The sequence below is a fragment of the Ruegeria sp. HKCCD8929 genome (assembly GCF_013031405.1).
In the GTDB taxonomy this organism is placed as follows: Bacteria; Pseudomonadota; Alphaproteobacteria; order Rhodobacterales; family Rhodobacteraceae; genus Ruegeria.
This window is the reverse complement of sequence record NZ_WPZY01000003.1, coordinates 16344-29787: the sequence shown is the minus strand read 5'-3', so window position 1 is coordinate 29787 and position 13444 is coordinate 16344. Positions and strand designations below refer to the sequence as shown.

The 13444-nt window shown below is 63.8% G+C and carries 14 protein-coding genes; 5 read left to right on the top strand and 9 right to left on the bottom strand.

All coding sequences use genetic code 11. The features are described 5' to 3' along the window. Positions 1-53 precede the first annotated feature (53 nt). Positions 54-404 carry a TfoX/Sxy family DNA transformation protein gene (locus GOX53_RS05105; protein ID WP_171174096.1) on the bottom strand — a complete coding sequence of 117 codons (351 nt, stop codon included), beginning with the start codon at positions 402-404 and terminating at the stop codon, positions 54-56. 111 nt (positions 405-515) lie between these two features. Here GOX53_RS05105 and GOX53_RS05100 point away from each other — a divergent pair, with 111 nt between their 5' ends. The 3 genes from GOX53_RS05100 (at position 516) to GOX53_RS05090 (ending at position 3846) form a co-directional block, all read left to right on the top strand. Then, positions 516-1742 (top strand): cytochrome P450, encoded by a 1227-nt coding sequence (locus GOX53_RS05100; RefSeq protein WP_171174095.1) that lies wholly within the window; start codon positions 516-518, stop codon positions 1740-1742. A gap of 72 nt (positions 1743-1814) precedes the next feature. Further along, complete coding sequence (locus tag GOX53_RS05095) at positions 1815-3320, top strand: CHAD domain-containing protein (protein ID WP_171174093.1); 1506 nt, start codon at positions 1815-1817, stop codon at positions 3318-3320. 58 nt (positions 3321-3378) lie between these two features. Then, positions 3379-3846 (top strand): CYTH domain-containing protein, encoded by a 468-nt coding sequence (locus GOX53_RS05090; RefSeq protein WP_171174091.1) that lies wholly within the window; start codon positions 3379-3381, stop codon positions 3844-3846. A gap of 4 nt (positions 3847-3850) precedes the next feature. On the opposite strand, the gene GOX53_RS05085 is transcribed toward GOX53_RS05090, so the two are convergent. From GOX53_RS05085 to GOX53_RS05070, 4 genes are read right to left on the bottom strand one after another with little or no spacing between them, the layout of a single operon-like run. Then, positions 3851-4900: an aromatic ring-hydroxylating dioxygenase subunit alpha gene (locus tag GOX53_RS05085; protein WP_254446477.1), complete on the bottom strand. Its 1050-nt coding sequence runs from the start codon at positions 4898-4900 to the stop codon at positions 3851-3853. Then, positions 4897-5238: a carboxymuconolactone decarboxylase family protein gene (locus GOX53_RS05080; RefSeq protein ID WP_171174089.1), complete on the bottom strand. Its 342-nt coding sequence runs from the start codon at positions 5236-5238 to the stop codon at positions 4897-4899. The genes GOX53_RS05085 and GOX53_RS05080 overlap by 4 nt, the downstream gene beginning before the upstream one ends. 11 nt (positions 5239-5249) lie before the next feature. Beyond that, positions 5250-6011, bottom strand: a complete 762-nt coding sequence (locus tag GOX53_RS05075) for an amino acid ABC transporter permease (protein WP_171174087.1) — start codon at positions 6009-6011, stop codon at positions 5250-5252. 14 nt (positions 6012-6025) lie between these two features. Then, a complete protein-coding gene (locus tag GOX53_RS05070) occupies positions 6026-6766 on the bottom strand; it encodes an amino acid ABC transporter ATP-binding protein (RefSeq protein WP_171174085.1) in 741 nt (246 codons plus the stop codon). Positions 6767-6896: 130 nt separating this feature from the next. Here GOX53_RS05070 and GOX53_RS05065 point away from each other — a divergent pair, with 130 nt between their 5' ends. Then, on the top strand, positions 6897-7667 hold the full coding sequence (locus tag GOX53_RS05065; protein ID WP_171174083.1) for a transporter substrate-binding domain-containing protein: 771 nt from the start codon (positions 6897-6899) through the stop codon (positions 7665-7667). Between the two features lie 50 nt (positions 7668-7717). On the opposite strand, the gene GOX53_RS05060 is transcribed toward GOX53_RS05065, so the two are convergent. Beyond that, on the bottom strand, positions 7718-8332 hold the full coding sequence (locus tag GOX53_RS05060) for an XRE family transcriptional regulator (protein ID WP_171174081.1): 615 nt from the start codon (positions 8330-8332) through the stop codon (positions 7718-7720). A gap of 53 nt (positions 8333-8385) precedes the next feature. Here GOX53_RS05060 and GOX53_RS05055 point away from each other — a divergent pair, with 53 nt between their 5' ends. Beyond that, positions 8386-9120: a creatininase family protein gene (locus tag GOX53_RS05055; protein WP_171174079.1), complete on the top strand. Its 735-nt coding sequence runs from the start codon at positions 8386-8388 to the stop codon at positions 9118-9120. Here GOX53_RS05055 and GOX53_RS05050 read toward each other — a convergent pair. The 3 genes from GOX53_RS05050 to GOX53_RS05040 all read right to left on the bottom strand — a co-directional run bounded on the left by GOX53_RS05050 (position 9117) and on the right by GOX53_RS05040 (position 12753). After that, positions 9117-10490, bottom strand: a complete 1374-nt coding sequence (locus tag GOX53_RS05050; protein ID WP_171174077.1) for an ATP-binding protein — start codon at positions 10488-10490, stop codon at positions 9117-9119. The genes GOX53_RS05055 and GOX53_RS05050 overlap by 4 nt on opposite strands. Continuing rightward, entirely contained in the window at positions 10483-11163 is a 681-nt protein-coding gene (locus tag GOX53_RS05045; protein ID WP_171174075.1) for a response regulator transcription factor, read from the bottom strand. The genes GOX53_RS05050 and GOX53_RS05045 overlap by 8 nt, the downstream gene beginning before the upstream one ends. A 162-nt stretch (positions 11164-11325) precedes the next feature. Continuing rightward, positions 11326-12753, bottom strand: a complete 1428-nt coding sequence (locus tag GOX53_RS05040) for a DegQ family serine endoprotease (protein ID WP_171174073.1) — start codon at positions 12751-12753, stop codon at positions 11326-11328. Positions 12754-13444 lie beyond the last annotated feature (691 nt).

The following is a 13444-nucleotide window of genomic DNA, read 5'->3' as shown; positions in this document are numbered from 1 at the left end:
AACGCCTTGGCCCGTCGATCAGAGCAAGGTGCTGGATTAGAGGGCGTTTGGCCTCAGCTCTGCGGTTTCAGATCGGCGGCGCTGACCCGTACACCGATCGCGTCCAGTTCCGCCGCCAGCTGCGAATCCGGTGCCACGGTCGCGTTCGCCTTGATCTTGTCGAACCGCTCGCGCAGCGCCTTTTTCTCGGAGCCCTTGCAGTCGTTCCAGGGCCGCCCCTGCAGCCCCATGACGAGGACATAGTAGCCGATGAAATGCGGGCGCACGCTGGTTTGCAGAATGCGGGCGTAGGCCTCATCCGCCCCCAGCGCGCGCAGCTCCTGCGCCGAATGGATACCGGCGCGGGTGCAGCTTTGCTCGAACGCGGGGCCGAGATTGCGGATCGAGGAAACGGGATCGGACATGGCCCCGTTCTAGCCCGCCCGTGCGGGGATGTCATCCTGCCGCCTTGTTCCGCACACCGCGCTGCGTTACCCAAATCCTGGAGAGAGGACAGGCCGTTAGGGGAGAGCGGGATGGATGTGCAGGACATTGCAGCGGCGGCGAAGGCACTGGACCTGACCGACCCGCCACCGGGGTTCGTCGAGGACCCGTTTCCCTTCTACGACGCGCTTCTGGCCCATGCACCTGTGCTGCCGCAGCCGGATGGATCGGTGCTGCTCAGTCGCCATTCCGATCTGGACCGGATCTATCGCGACACGGGGCTCTATTCCTCGGACAAGAAAGCCGCCTTTGGTCCCAAATTCGGCGTGGGCTCTCCGCTCTTCGAACACCATACCACCTCGCTGGTGTTTTCCGACCCGCCGCTGCATACGCGGGTGCGCAAAATCATGACCTCGGCGCTGACCCCGCGCGCGATTGCGCGGATGGAGCCGGGGCTGATCGACACCGTGGACCATCTGCTGGACGCGATGGAGGGCAGGGGGCAGGTGGACCTGATCGAGGATTTCGCCTCGACCATCCCGATCCAGATCATCGGCAACCTGCTGGACGTGCCGATGGACGAACGCGGCCCGCTGCGCGACTGGTCGCTGGCCATTCTGGGGGCGCTGGAGCCTGCATTGACCGAGGAACAACTGGCGCGCGGACACGACGCCGTTGATGAGTTCAAGACATATCTGCAGGATCTGGTGGCCCGCCGCCGGGCGCAACCGGGCGATCCCGAGACGGACGTGCTGACCCGGTTGATTCGCGGCGAAGGCGCCGATGCGCAACTCAGCGAGATCGAGCTTTTGCAGAACTGCATCTTCATCTTGAATGCCGGGCACGAGACCACGACCAACCTGATCGGCAACGGTCTGGCGCTGCTCAACGATCACCCCGACCAGCGGCGGAAGCTGCTGGACGACCCGGACCTGATCGCCCCGGCCATCGAGGAGGTCCTGCGCTTCCGCTCGCCCAACCAGTTCGGCAATCGTGAGACCACTGCCGCGGTTGAGCTGGACGGGCTGACTCTGCCGGTGGGCACCAACCTGCATCTGTGCATCGGTGCAGCCAACCGCGACCCGTCAGTGTTCACTGATCCGCATCGGTTCGACATTACGCGCAAGCCGAACCGGCACCTGGCCTTTGCGGGTGGGCCGCATGTCTGCGTCGGGCTGACGCTGGCTCGGATGGAGGGCCGCATTGCAATCGGGCGCCTGCTGGACCGGTTCCCAAACTACCGGTTGTTGCCCGGACGGGTTCCCGGCGGCCGCATCCGGTTCCACGGATACGCTGCGCTGCCTGCCGAATTGGCTTGAGGCCCGCAGGTGCCGGTGGTTTCATGATCCGGGGGTTGTGAACACGGATAGCGACTGGCGGCAAGGGCGGATATGGACACATCATCGGGCAGGTTCTTTGTCGTTCCCGGTGCCGTGGATGTTACCCGGCTGGCGCGGAAGACCGGCAAGATCCGCCTGAAGTTTACCTCATCGAGTGAGATCCATGATTTCGCACTGCACGACTGTTTTGATCAGTCGCTGCGCCGGTCCGGGCGGGCGCTGCTTAGTACCGGGGACAGGCTGTATCTGCTGGGCGCTGACGGCACTGTCAGCGATCAGTCCGGGTTGCGGTCGGGCAGGTTCGTGACCGATCTGCCCGCCGGTCCGGTGCGGGTGGCTTTGGCCAGGTTCCCGCCCTTGCGGGCGTTGCTTGAGATGTGCCGGGGCCGCGCAGAGATGCGCCGCGCCGTGGTGACAGAGAAGCAGCGCGAGGTGGGCCGGGCCCGGTTCCTGACACTGAAGACCGGTGCGGGCGAGGTTACGCTGGTCATTCCCGATCCCGGACGGGACAAGGCTCATGACTTGTTGAAAGCGCTGATGGCCGGTGCCGAAACGGATGTCTCGGTCTTGTTCGCGGTCCTCGCACCGGATCTGACCATTTATCGCGCCAAACCGAAGATCAGGATACGCCCCGCCGAGCCCGCTATCGAGGTCGCCAATGATCTCATCCGCGCCCATCTGCGCGTCGCGCGTCAGAACGAAGCGGGGATCATCGCCGATCACGATACCGAGTTTCTGCACGACTACCGCGTGGCATTGCGCAAGGTGCGTTCGATGCTGAGCCTGTTCAAGGGTGTGTACTCGGGCGAGCAAACTGTTGCGTTGAAACAGGAGTTTGCCGATCTGATGACCGCGACCGGGCGGCTGCGCGATCTGGATGTCTATCTGTTGGAGCGGCCCCGGTATTTCGACCTGCTGCCGGGCAGCCTGCATGGCGGGCTGGAGGCGATGTTTGCGCAGTTCGAACGCGACCGCGCGGCAGAGCACCGCAAGCTGGCTAAACGGTTGCGCAGCGCGGGGTATGCGGCCTCGGTCTCGGACCTGGAAGCACTTATTGATAGCCCCGATAGGCTGAACCCCGGGCCGAGGGCGCAACTCGCGGCCAGTGACTATGCCTGCCGCCTGATCTGGAAGCGCTACCGCAAGGTCTGTGGGATCGCGCGGGCGATCGACGCGCGCACTCCGGATGAGGAGGTGCATGCGCTGCGCCTTCAGTGCAAGAAGCTGCGCTATCTCATGGAGTTCTTTGACCCGCTCTTTGACACCCGCGCGTTTCGTAAGGGGCTCAAGCCGTTGCAGAAGCTGCAGCAAAACCTGGGCCTATTCAATGACTATTCGGTGCAGCAAGAGGCGTTGCTGGCGTTTCTGGGCGCGGGCAAGCGGCGGGGTGAACCGGATGCCGAGATCGCGCTTGCCGTTGGTGGTTTGATCACAGTCCTGTCCCGGCGCCAGCGCGTCGAACGGGGGCGGGTTGAAAGGAGCATCGCAAAGTTCGACAGTGACAGGACACGGCGGGTGTTTCGGACCCTGTTTCATCGGCCGCTTGAGCGCGAGTGATGGGGTGACATCAGCGGCGGGCGGCTTGACCGCTCAGAAACCAGAGGAAGCGAGGGCCATGAACCAGGAAATCGAACGCAGGTTTCTGGTTGCCGTCTTGCCGGATCTGAGCGCGGCCAGGCGGGCGCAGGTGCGGCAAGGCTATCTGACGCGGCCCGACGATTCCACCGAACTGCGCCTGCGCCAGATGGACGAACGCTATCTCCTGACGCTGAAAGATGGCGAAGGTCTGGTCAGGGGCGAACGCGAAGTTGAGATCACGCGCCTGCAGTTCGACACGTTCTGGCCCGAGACCGACGGGCGGCGGATCGTGAAGGCACGGTTTACCGGTGCACTGGCGGGCGGCCTGATCTTTGAGCTGGACGTGTTTTCGGGGGCTTTGGCGCCGTTGCGGATGGTCGAGGTGGAGTTTCCCTCGGAGGAGGAGGCATTGTCCTTCACGCCTCCTGATTGGTTTGGCGCCGAGGTGACTAACGACCGGCGGTATAGAAACCGGATACTGGCCGTCGAAGGCCTCCCCGTCTGAAACGTCAGGCTTCGGCCTCCAAGGCGCGCTGCACCATCTTGCGGAACCGCATCGCTCCGGCATCCAGCCCGAGGTTCAGATAGGGCGTCTTGCGCTTGGCCATGCCGGTCTGGACATATTCCAGCACCTCCTTGTCCTCGTGAAAGGCCATGGTGGCGCCTTCGAACATGCGCTGCGACATCTCGGCGTTGTCCGCGTGCATGTTGCGGTGCTGGAACCAGAAATAGAGCGAGGTTTCCGCGTCCACCGGCGTGATGAAGTTGTACGAGATGTTGACGAACGCCTCGCCCGATAGCGGCTTGTCCGCGCCACCCTGACCGGCGGGCGTGTAGATCGACATGTTGATCGCGGTTGCGGGCAGGCGGCATTCGTAGTGCTGCTTGCGGTCGCAACTGTCGGCAAAAGGCAGCATCTGCGCGTAATAGGGCGGCGCCGGTTCCGCGTGAATCCAGCGATAGACGATCACGCCATCCTTGGTCTCTTCGATGTCCAGCGGTCGGTTGTCGGTTCCGGCGCCCGCGAAGGAGGTCAGATGCACCCACGCCACATGGCTGGGGTCGAGCAGGTTGTCGGTGATGTAGAGGTAGTTGCAGGCCATCGACAGTGCGCCCTTGGGGGTCTTGCCCCAGTCCGGGTTGTCGAAATTGGGGATGTCGATGATGTCGTCCGGGTTGGCGGACTGCGCATCGCCCATCCAGATCCACAGGAATCCGTAGCGGTCCACCACCGGGTAGGAGCGGATCAGCGCGCGGCGGGGGCGGGCGTCTTCTTGCGTGGGCGCGTGCACGCAGGAGCCGGTGCAGTCGAAGGTCAGCCCGTGATAGCCGCAGACAATGACCGAGCCCTCGACCGTGCCACGCGACAGCGGCAGTTTGCGATGGGGGCAGGCATCCTCGAGCGCGATGGGCTCGTCCTTGGCGCCGCGGAACAGGACGATTTCATCCTCCAGCAGCGTGGAGGCGGTCGGGGTGTTGGTGATGTCCTCGCTGCGCGCGGCGACGTACCAGCAATTGCGGACATAGCCGTCTGCGCCGATCAGGTCCGCCTGCATCATCCCTGCTCCGAAAACGTGTCAAAGGCCTTGAGCGCTTTCGCGGAATAGGCCAGCGACGGGCCGCCGCCCATATAGGTCGCCATCGCCAGCGCCTCGCACATCTCGTTCCGGGTCAGGCCAAGACGGACGAGCGAGCGGGTGTGAAAGCCGATGCAACTGTCGCAGCGGGTGGCAATGGCGATGCCGAGCGCCATGATTTCCTTGGTCTTTTCGTCCAGAGCGCCGCTTTTCTTGGCGGCGGCGCCCATGGTGCCGAAACCCTTCATCGTCTCGGGCACTTCCTTGGCATAGGTGCCGATATCGCCTTCGATCTCGGCCATGAATGCGGTCCAGTCCATGTCTCTCTCCGTTAACTGCGCTCATCCGATCCCATGCGCCGTTCCAGCCAGCGCACACCGGCGCTGATGATCAGGACCAGCACCAGATATTCGAGGATGAGCAGAGTGTAGATTTCCAGCGGGCGGTATTCGGTCACCACCAGTTCGTTCGCGCGGCGGGTCAGTTCCTGCATGCCGATGACCGAGGCAAAGGCGCTCATCTTCACGATGTAGATGAACTGGTTGGCCAAGGGGGGCAGGATGCGGCGAATGGCCTGCGGCAGGATCACGTATCGCATGGTCTGGGCGTAATTCAGGCCGATGGTCTGAGCCGCCTCGCTTTGGCCCTTGGGGATGGACTGAATGCCCGCGCGATAGATTTCCGCCGTAAAGGCGCTGTCCGAGATTGCAAGCGTGATGATCGCGCCCCAGAACGGGTCGATGGGAATATTCATCCCCATGGACTGGAACACGATTGGCAGGCCGTAGAACACCCAGAACAGCATCGGAAGCAACGGGATCGAGCGGATGAACTCCACATAGACCCGGTTGATCAGGCGGATGGGCCAGCGGTTCGACAGGCCGGGCAGGGCGACAAGCAGCCCAAGAATGATCGAGATCACGGCGGCAATCACCGAAATCAGGATCGTGTCGCCCATGCCCGAGATCAGGAATTTCACGTTGGTCCAGCCCGAGGCGGTGCGCGGGTCGATCACGTACCAGCCCCAGGTGGAGGAACTGGAGCAGCCTGAGAGCAACAGGAAGGGCAGGGAGAATACGATAAGTTTCTTCATCTTGTGCCCCGTTCTTAATGTTGGAGGATCTGGCTGAGGAATTTCTGGCAGCGCTCGGATCGCGGGGCGCCGAAGAATTCCTCAGGCGGGCCGTGTTCCACGATCTCGCCCGCATCCATGAACACCATGTTGTCGGCCACCTTGCGGGCAAACCCCATCTCGTGGGTGACCACCACCATGGTCATGCCCTCATCGGCCAGTTCAACCATCACGTCGAGCACCTCGGAAATCATCTCGGGGTCGAGCGCCGAGGTGGGTTCGTCGAACAGCAGCACCTTGGGCTCCATGCAGAGCGACCGGGCAATCGCCACCCGCTGCTGCTGTCCGCCCGACAACTGGCCGGGACGTTTCAGCGCCTGATCGGGGATATGCACCCGTTCCAGATAGTGGCGGGCGCGATCCTCGGCCTCGGTCTTGGAATAGCCGCGCGCCTTCATCGGTCCGAGGGTCAGGTTTTCCAGCACCGTCAGATGTGGAAACAGGTTGAACTGCTGAAACACCATGCCGACCTCGGACCGGATCGCGGCCACGGATTTCGGGTCGTTGGTCAGCTCGATCCCGTCGACGCGGATGGTACCTTTCTGATGCTCTTCCAGCCGGTTGATGCAGCGCACCACCGTGCTTTTGCCCGACCCCGACGGGCCGCAGATCACGACCTTTTGACCCGCCCCCACGATCAGGTCGATGTCTTTGAGCACGTGGAACGTGCCATACCACTTGTTGACGCCAACAAGCTCGATTGCGGTTTCCGGCATGGCACACTCCCTGGGGCTTGTTTTCCTGGGGGGAAAATTTTTTCTTGAGACTAAGAGTTATCTTTGCCTTAAATCAAGCAGCAATCCGGCTATGATGCCCAGAACAAAAAGCCACCAACGGGAGAAACTCATGAAACACCTTCTCAAGGCAGCCGCCGTTGCCGCCATCGGGATCGCGCTGTCCGGCGCGGCGCAGGCGCAGTCGGCGCTGAACGAAATCCTCGATGGCGGGGTGCTGAAGGTCGGTACAACTGGTGACTGGAATCCGATGACCCAGCGCGATCCGGCGACCAACAGCTACAAGGGGTTCGACATCGACGTGATGACCGAGCTGGCCACCGATCTGGGGGTTGAGCTGGAGTTCGTGCCGACCGACTGGAAGACGCTGGTCAACGGTGTGGTGGCGGGCAAATACCACATGACCGGCTCGGCCTCGATCTCGCCGCCGCGGATGAAAGTCGCGGGGTTTTCGGAGAGCTATATCTCAGTGGAGCTTTATCCCTATACTCTCAAGGACAAGGCGGACCGATTCGACGGCTACGACTCGATCAACAAGCCGGACGTGAAGGTGGCCACCACGCTGGGCACCACCTTCGAGAAGCGGGTGCGCGAGTGGTTCCCGGATGCGGATATCAAGGTGGTCGAGGCCCCGGCGCGCGGGTTTCAGGAAGTGCTGGCGGGCCGTGCGGACGTGTTCATCACCTCGAACATCGAAGGCTCGACACTTGAGGCCAAGTTCCCGGTTGTGCGCGTGACGGGGGCCGAGCCGCGCTCGCCCTCGCCGATTGCGATGCTGTTGCCGCAGAACGATCAGGTCTGGATCAACTACGTGAACAACTGGGTGAAGGTGAAACAGGCGCAGGGGTTCTTTGAAACGACCAAGGCCAAGTGGGGCCTCTGATAGGGTCGCAAGGCGCGAATGGGCGGGGCTGTGCGAATGCGCGGCCCCGTTTACAGTCCGGGGTCCTTGGGTTCGGCTTTGGCCACCACGGTGATGAATCGCACCCGGTCGGTCAGCAGCTCTTGCGGGCCATGGGCGCTGTTGCTGTCAAAGGACAGGCTGTCACCGGGGCGCATGTGGTACGAGGCGTCGCCGCAATGATAGACCATCTCGCCCTCGGTCAGGTGGATGAACTCGATACCGCGATGCAGATAGACGGGACGTGCCGCCAAGGGTTGTTCCAGCGTGACGTCGAAACATTCGAACCCCACGTGACTGGCCTCGGCCCGGCCGATCATCTTGTAGCTATGGCCGAAATCGCTGCCGAGCCGCTGCACGGTGATGCCTTCGCCAGCACGGACGAAGGAGACGTCCGAGCGCTCGACGGTGCCCGCGAAGAAATTGATCAGCGGAACCCCGATGCCGCCTGACAGCGCCTGTAGCGTGGTGAGCGAGGCCGAGACCTGGCCGCGCTCGATCTTGGAAATCATCGCGGTCGAGACCTGCGCGCGCGCCGACAGCTCAGCCAGCGTCAGACCGGCCAGCGCGCGGTGGTGTTTCACAGCGGCGCCGACTTTCTGGTCCAGGGTCGGGCCGGGCGCCTCGTGAGGGGCTGAATCTTCCATGGGCCAAGACTAGTGTGGGCGGCGTGAAACCGAAAGAGCCGAGAGGGTGTGGAATGCAGTTGGCGCATATGACATGGCAGGCGGTCGAGGCGCGGATCGGGCAGGGGGCCTGCGCGATGCTGCCGGTGGGCTCGACCGAGCAGCACGGACCGATGGGGCGGATCGGCACCGACACGATTTGTGCCGAGGCGGTGGCATTGCGCGCAGCAGACCTGAACGATGCCATCGTGGCGCCCGCGCTGGCCTATACGCCCGCGCCGTTCAACACCGCTTTTCCCGGCACGGTGTCGCTGTCCGAGCCCTTATTCGAAGCGATGGCAGCCGAGGTCATCGATGGCCTGTTGGCACAGGGGTTCAGAGGCGTGTTCGTGGTCAACGGCCACGGCGCCAATCTGGCGCCGCTGCGAAGGATCGGTGAACGGCTGGCAGAGGGTGCGTTGGAGATCATGAGCTGGTGGGAGGCGCCCGAGGCCGATGCGCTGCGCAAGTCGCTCTATGGAGATTGGGAGGGGATGCATGCCACGCCCTCCGAGGTGGCGATCACGCAGGCATTGCTGGGGGTGCTGCCGGAAGGGGATGCCGCCGCGCCGCCCGAACGGTTGAGCCCGGAGTTCATCGCCGCCCATGCAGGCGACCGGCATGGCCCGCCCGAGGAGCACCGGGCGATGTTTCCCGATGGCCGTGTCGGGGCGCACTCGGCGCTGGCGCGGCCCGAGCATGGCGAGCGGCTGCTGGAGCTGGCCGCCAAGGGCGTGGCGCAGGCGTTTCAGGCGTTTAGTGCCCGTTAGGCGGCCTGTTTGGCCAGCGACAGCGTGACCTCAAGCCCCGGATCACGGTTTTCCGCCGCGAACGCGCCGCCATGCATCCGGGCGATGGCAGCAACCAGCGCCAGCCCCAGCCCGGAATTCCGGCCGCTGCGCGCCGGATCGAGAGTGACGAAGGGCTGTGCCAGCCGGGGCAGTTCGGTCTCGGGCACGCCGGGGCCTTCGTCGCGAACGCTGAGCCTGGGATATCCGCGCACATCCGAGAGGCCGACAGTGATCTCACTGCCCGGCGGCGCATAGCGCAGGGCGTTTTCCAGCAGGTTCGACAGGGCCTGCGAGAGCAGCGGGCGGTGGCCCCGGACCGGCTCGGCTTCGCCCTCGACCTGCAGGCGCACGCCCTGATCGGCGGCCACCGGGTCATAAAGCTCGACCACATCCTGCACCAGTTGGCCGAGATCCACCGGCTCGAACTCTTCGCGCCCAAGGCCCGCCTCGGCGCGCGAGATTTCGGTGAGTTGGGCAAAGACCCGGAGCAGGTGATCCACCTCGGACAAGGCGCGGGCGGCGTCGGCCTCGCGCTCGGGGCCGGTGCGCGCTGGATCGGACAACGCCTCGACCCGCTGGCGCAGGCGCGACAGGGGCGAGCGCAGGTCGTGCGCGACGGAGTTCGAGGCGGTGCGCAGGTTGCTTACCAGTTCCTCGATCCGGTCCAGCATCTCGTTCAGCGTCGCGCCCATCTGGTCGAACTCATCGCCCGAACCGCGCAGTGGAATGCGGCGGGTCAGATCGCCCGAAACGATGTCGTCGGCGGTCTGGGCGATATCCTTGAGCCGCGAGAATACCAGCCGGGTCAGCAGCCAGCCGGTCAGCAGGCTGAGTGCCAGCGCCGCCATCAGCGCCAGCGCCACCGAGCGGAACAGCACCCGGTCGAACTGCCGCCGGGCCGAGGCGTCGCGCCCGACCAGCAGCCGCTCACCCCCGCGCAGGCGGATCGAAGCGGCCGAGATCGGCACCGGCTCGTTCGACGCGGTGCGGATCAGATCCAGCTCGACCCAGCCGCTGCCGGGTTCGACCTCGGGCGGCCAGCTGGTCAGATTGCCCGCCAGCACCGTGCCCAGCGGATCGGTCAGCAGATAGAGCGCGTCGCGTTCGGCGGCATTCTCGGTCCGGCGTTCGATGGCAGTGATCAGGCCGATCATGCCCAGCCGCTCGTATTCGTCGGCCAGCCCGGTCAGTTCGGCGGTCACCACCGAGCGGGTTTCGCCCGCGATGGTGCGGTTGGCGGTGACATAGACCAGCCCCAGGACAGCCGCCGTCAGAAGCGCGCTGAGCACCATGCTGGCCAGAACCAGACGAGTGCGCGAGTTTCTGATGAAGACCAGCGGTTTAGCCATCGGACATCATGTAACCCGCGCCGCGCACGGTCTCGATCAGCGCGCCGTTTCCATGTTCGTCGATCTGGCGGCGGAGTTTCGAGATATGCACGTCCACGACATTGGTGTTGGGGTCGAAATGATAATCCCAGACCCCTTCGAGCAGCATGGTGCGCGAAATCACCCGGTTCTTGCGGCGCAGGAAGAACTCGAGAATCTGGAACTCGCGCGGGGTCAGTGCGATGTCCTGTCCGCCGCGCGTCACCCGGCGGGCCAGCAGGTCCATCTGCAGATCGCGGCAGGTGAGGATCGCTGCCTCTTCGGTATCCTGCGGGCGGCGCAGCAGTGCCTCGATCCGGGCGTGCAGTTCCTGAAACGAGAACGGCTTGACCAGATAGTCGTCGGCGCCCGCGCGCAGGCCCTTGACCCGCTCGTCAACCGCGCTCATTGCGGTCAGCATCAACACCGGCGTCTTCAGCCCCGCCGCGCGGATCGATTTGATCAGCGCAAGCCCGTCGAGCCCCGGCAGCATCCGGTCCAGAATGATCACGTCAAAACTGCCGTCAGTCGCGTGGTAGAGGCCTTCGCGCCCGTCCGGGGCGGTCTCGACGGCAAAGCCTTCTTCGGCAAACCCCTTGGCGATGAACTCGCGGGTTTCGCTGTCATCCTCGACGATCAGAAGGCGTCGGCTCATGCTCAAAGATCCCTTTTTCTCGAGGTATATACATTGCCTTTCGGGAATGCACGTGCCGGGCGCGGGGGGCCGCGCCCGGCCGGTTCGGCGGGTGGAGGGTAGGCCGGAGCCGCCGAACATGCGCGCGCTGGACTCCCCATCTATGGCGCGCGCGGGTTCACGTCAGGCGATCTCGACCGCGACGAAGATCTGGCTGCCGCCCCGATTGATCAGCATGAGGGCCGGATCGGTCTTTTCGCTTTCCAGCGCGGCCTTGAGTGCCTTGGGGCTGTCGGTTTCCTGGGCGCCCAGCTTGACGATCACGTCGCCGCGCTTCAGCCCCGCCTTCGCTGCCGGGCTGTCGGGCTCAAGCGACATGACCACCACGCCGGTGACCTCATCGCCGACCCCGATTTCCGCCCGCGCGGTCTCGGTCAGCGGGGCCACGGTGACACCCAGAGCGGTGGCAGGCGCTGCGTCTGCGGGTTGGTCAAGGTCAGCCGAGGCCAACTGATGCGCGCCGATGGTCACGGTCACCTCCTGCTCCTGACCGTTGCGCAGGACCTTGAGCGTGCTCTCGGTTCCGATCTTCGTGGTGCCGACCAGTCGGGGCAGGTCGGCGCTGGAGGTCACTTCCTTGCCGTCGAAGGCAACGATCACGTCACCGGATTTCAGCGCGCCATCGGCAGGGCTGTCCGCGACCACGTCCGAAACCAGTGCGCCGTTGGCCATGTCCAGGCCCATTGCCGCGGCGATGTCGGGGTTGAGGTTCTGGATCGACACGCCCAGCCAGCCGCGATCCACCTGACCGTCATCGCGCAGATCGGCCACGATGGTTTCCACAATGTTCGAGGTCACGGCAAAACCCAGGCCCACCGAGCCGCCGGTGGGCGAGTAGATGGCGGAGTTCACGCCGACCACTTCGCCCTCCATGTTGAAGAGCGGCCCGCCGGAATTGCCCTTGTTGATCGCGGCGTCGGTCTGCAGGAATTCGGCATAGGGCCCTTCGGAGATATTCCGGCCCTTGGCCGAGACGATGCCGGTGGTGACGGTCGAGCTGAGCCCGAACGGGTTGCCCACGGCCACCACATCCTCACCCACGCGGATCGCGTCGCTGTCGCCGAACTCGACTGCGGGCAGGGTGTTTCCGGCGTCGATCCTGAGCAGGGCGATATCGGTCAGCGGGTCGGTGCCGATCACCTCGGCCTCGAACGACCGGTCGTCGTTCAGCCGAACCGTGACTGTATTCGCACCGTCAACCACATGATGGTTGGTCACGATATAGCCGGCCTCGTCCAGGATGAAGCCGGAGCCCAGCCCTTGCCGCGGGCCCTGCTGGGGCAGGTCGAACCCCTCCGGTGCGCCGAACCGCCGGAAGAACTCGCCAAAGGGATGACGCTCGGGGTCGAAACCCCGGGGCGTGGCCGGTGCCTTGTCCTGTTTGGCGATGATGGTCACGACCGAGGGGGCGACCTCCTCGACCAGATCGGCCAGCGCTTCGTCCGCGTGGCCGGGCAGGGCCGTCGCCGTAAGCAGCGCCGCGCCCAGAGCCGGAGCGCCGGTCCATCTGGTCAGTGGCGGCATCAGGCGGTTGGATTTGCGAAAGCTCATATGAATCTCCTGTATCTCGCACCGGTTCACGCCCGGGGCTTGATCGGAGACATGGCGATTGAATCTGAGGGCTGTCTGGATGGAAGATTAAGAATTCTTCATCTGCCTTCATGCGGGCACGACACAGGTGGTCGGGCGGCGATGGGATTGTTCGGTGTCGATACGCAGGTTAGAAGCGCCTGCGGCAGAAAAGCCTAAGCGGAATTTTGCCCGCTTCCTGCATGGCCGTCGTTCGAATCGATCCGGCGTCGCGGGGTATCGAATCACCTGATCGCCCCTATTGTTCTTGAAATGGAGAGAATAGCGGCAGGGAAAGTACATTGGTTCCTGTAGCAAAAATGCCGATCATAAGCCCCTGATATCACGCGATTGATCGCTTATGGGTTGTGCGAGGTGCGCTTATGTTTATCTGGCCATCACAGGCTTGCAGCTTTGAAAATCCTGACACGGCTGCAGTGAGGTTAAGGAAATAGCGGCTTTCCAGAGGTGTTGTTCGAAGTCATCTTTTCGGATCGATATCCCATAGGTTGATCTAGGGTTGAGTGGGGGTGGGGCGCCACATTCTCGCCCTTTCCCTGACACAGAAACTTCTCAAAATTTTTCGTTGTTTGTATCGAATTCTTGGTCAAGCATTGACTTGCCCAACTGAGGGGGAACTGCCGGTACGGGGGCGATCGGAAGTTTTTTATCA

Bases quoted from the DNA above. Each gene is read 5' to 3' on its own strand.
- GOX53_RS05065 (WP_171174083.1), top strand. From the start codon at position 6,897: ATGAAACACCTTCTCAAGGCAGCCGCCGTTGCCGCCATCGGGATCGCG.
- GOX53_RS05075 (WP_171174087.1), bottom strand. From the start codon at position 6,011: ATGAAGAAACTTATCGTATTCTCCCTGCCCTTCCTGTTGCTCTCAGGC.
- GOX53_RS05040 (WP_171174073.1), bottom strand. From the start codon at position 12,753: ATGAGCTTTCGCAAATCCAACCGCCTGATGCCGCCACTGACCAGATGG.
- GOX53_RS05045 (WP_171174075.1), bottom strand. From the start codon at position 11,163: ATGAGCCGACGCCTTCTGATCGTCGAGGATGACAGCGAAACCCGCGAG.
- GOX53_RS05090 (WP_171174091.1), top strand. From the start codon at position 3,379: ATGAACCAGGAAATCGAACGCAGGTTTCTGGTTGCCGTCTTGCCGGAT.
- GOX53_RS05060 (WP_171174081.1), bottom strand. From the start codon at position 8,332: ATGGAAGATTCAGCCCCTCACGAGGCGCCCGGCCCGACCCTGGACCAG.
- GOX53_RS05080 (WP_171174089.1), bottom strand. From the start codon at position 5,238: ATGGACTGGACCGCATTCATGGCCGAGATCGAAGGCGATATCGGCACC.
- GOX53_RS05050 (WP_171174077.1), bottom strand. From the start codon at position 10,490: ATGGCTAAACCGCTGGTCTTCATCAGAAACTCGCGCACTCGTCTGGTT.
- GOX53_RS05055 (WP_171174079.1), top strand. From the start codon at position 8,386: ATGCAGTTGGCGCATATGACATGGCAGGCGGTCGAGGCGCGGATCGGG.
- GOX53_RS05070 (WP_171174085.1), bottom strand. From the start codon at position 6,766: ATGCCGGAAACCGCAATCGAGCTTGTTGGCGTCAACAAGTGGTATGGC.
- GOX53_RS05095 (WP_171174093.1), top strand. From the start codon at position 1,815: ATGGACACATCATCGGGCAGGTTCTTTGTCGTTCCCGGTGCCGTGGAT.
- GOX53_RS05100 (WP_171174095.1), top strand. From the start codon at position 516: ATGGATGTGCAGGACATTGCAGCGGCGGCGAAGGCACTGGACCTGACC.
- GOX53_RS05085 (WP_254446477.1), bottom strand. From the start codon at position 4,900: ATGATGCAGGCGGACCTGATCGGCGCAGACGGCTATGTCCGCAATTGC.
- GOX53_RS05105 (WP_171174096.1), bottom strand. From the start codon at position 404: ATGTCCGATCCCGTTTCCTCGATCCGCAATCTCGGCCCCGCGTTCGAG.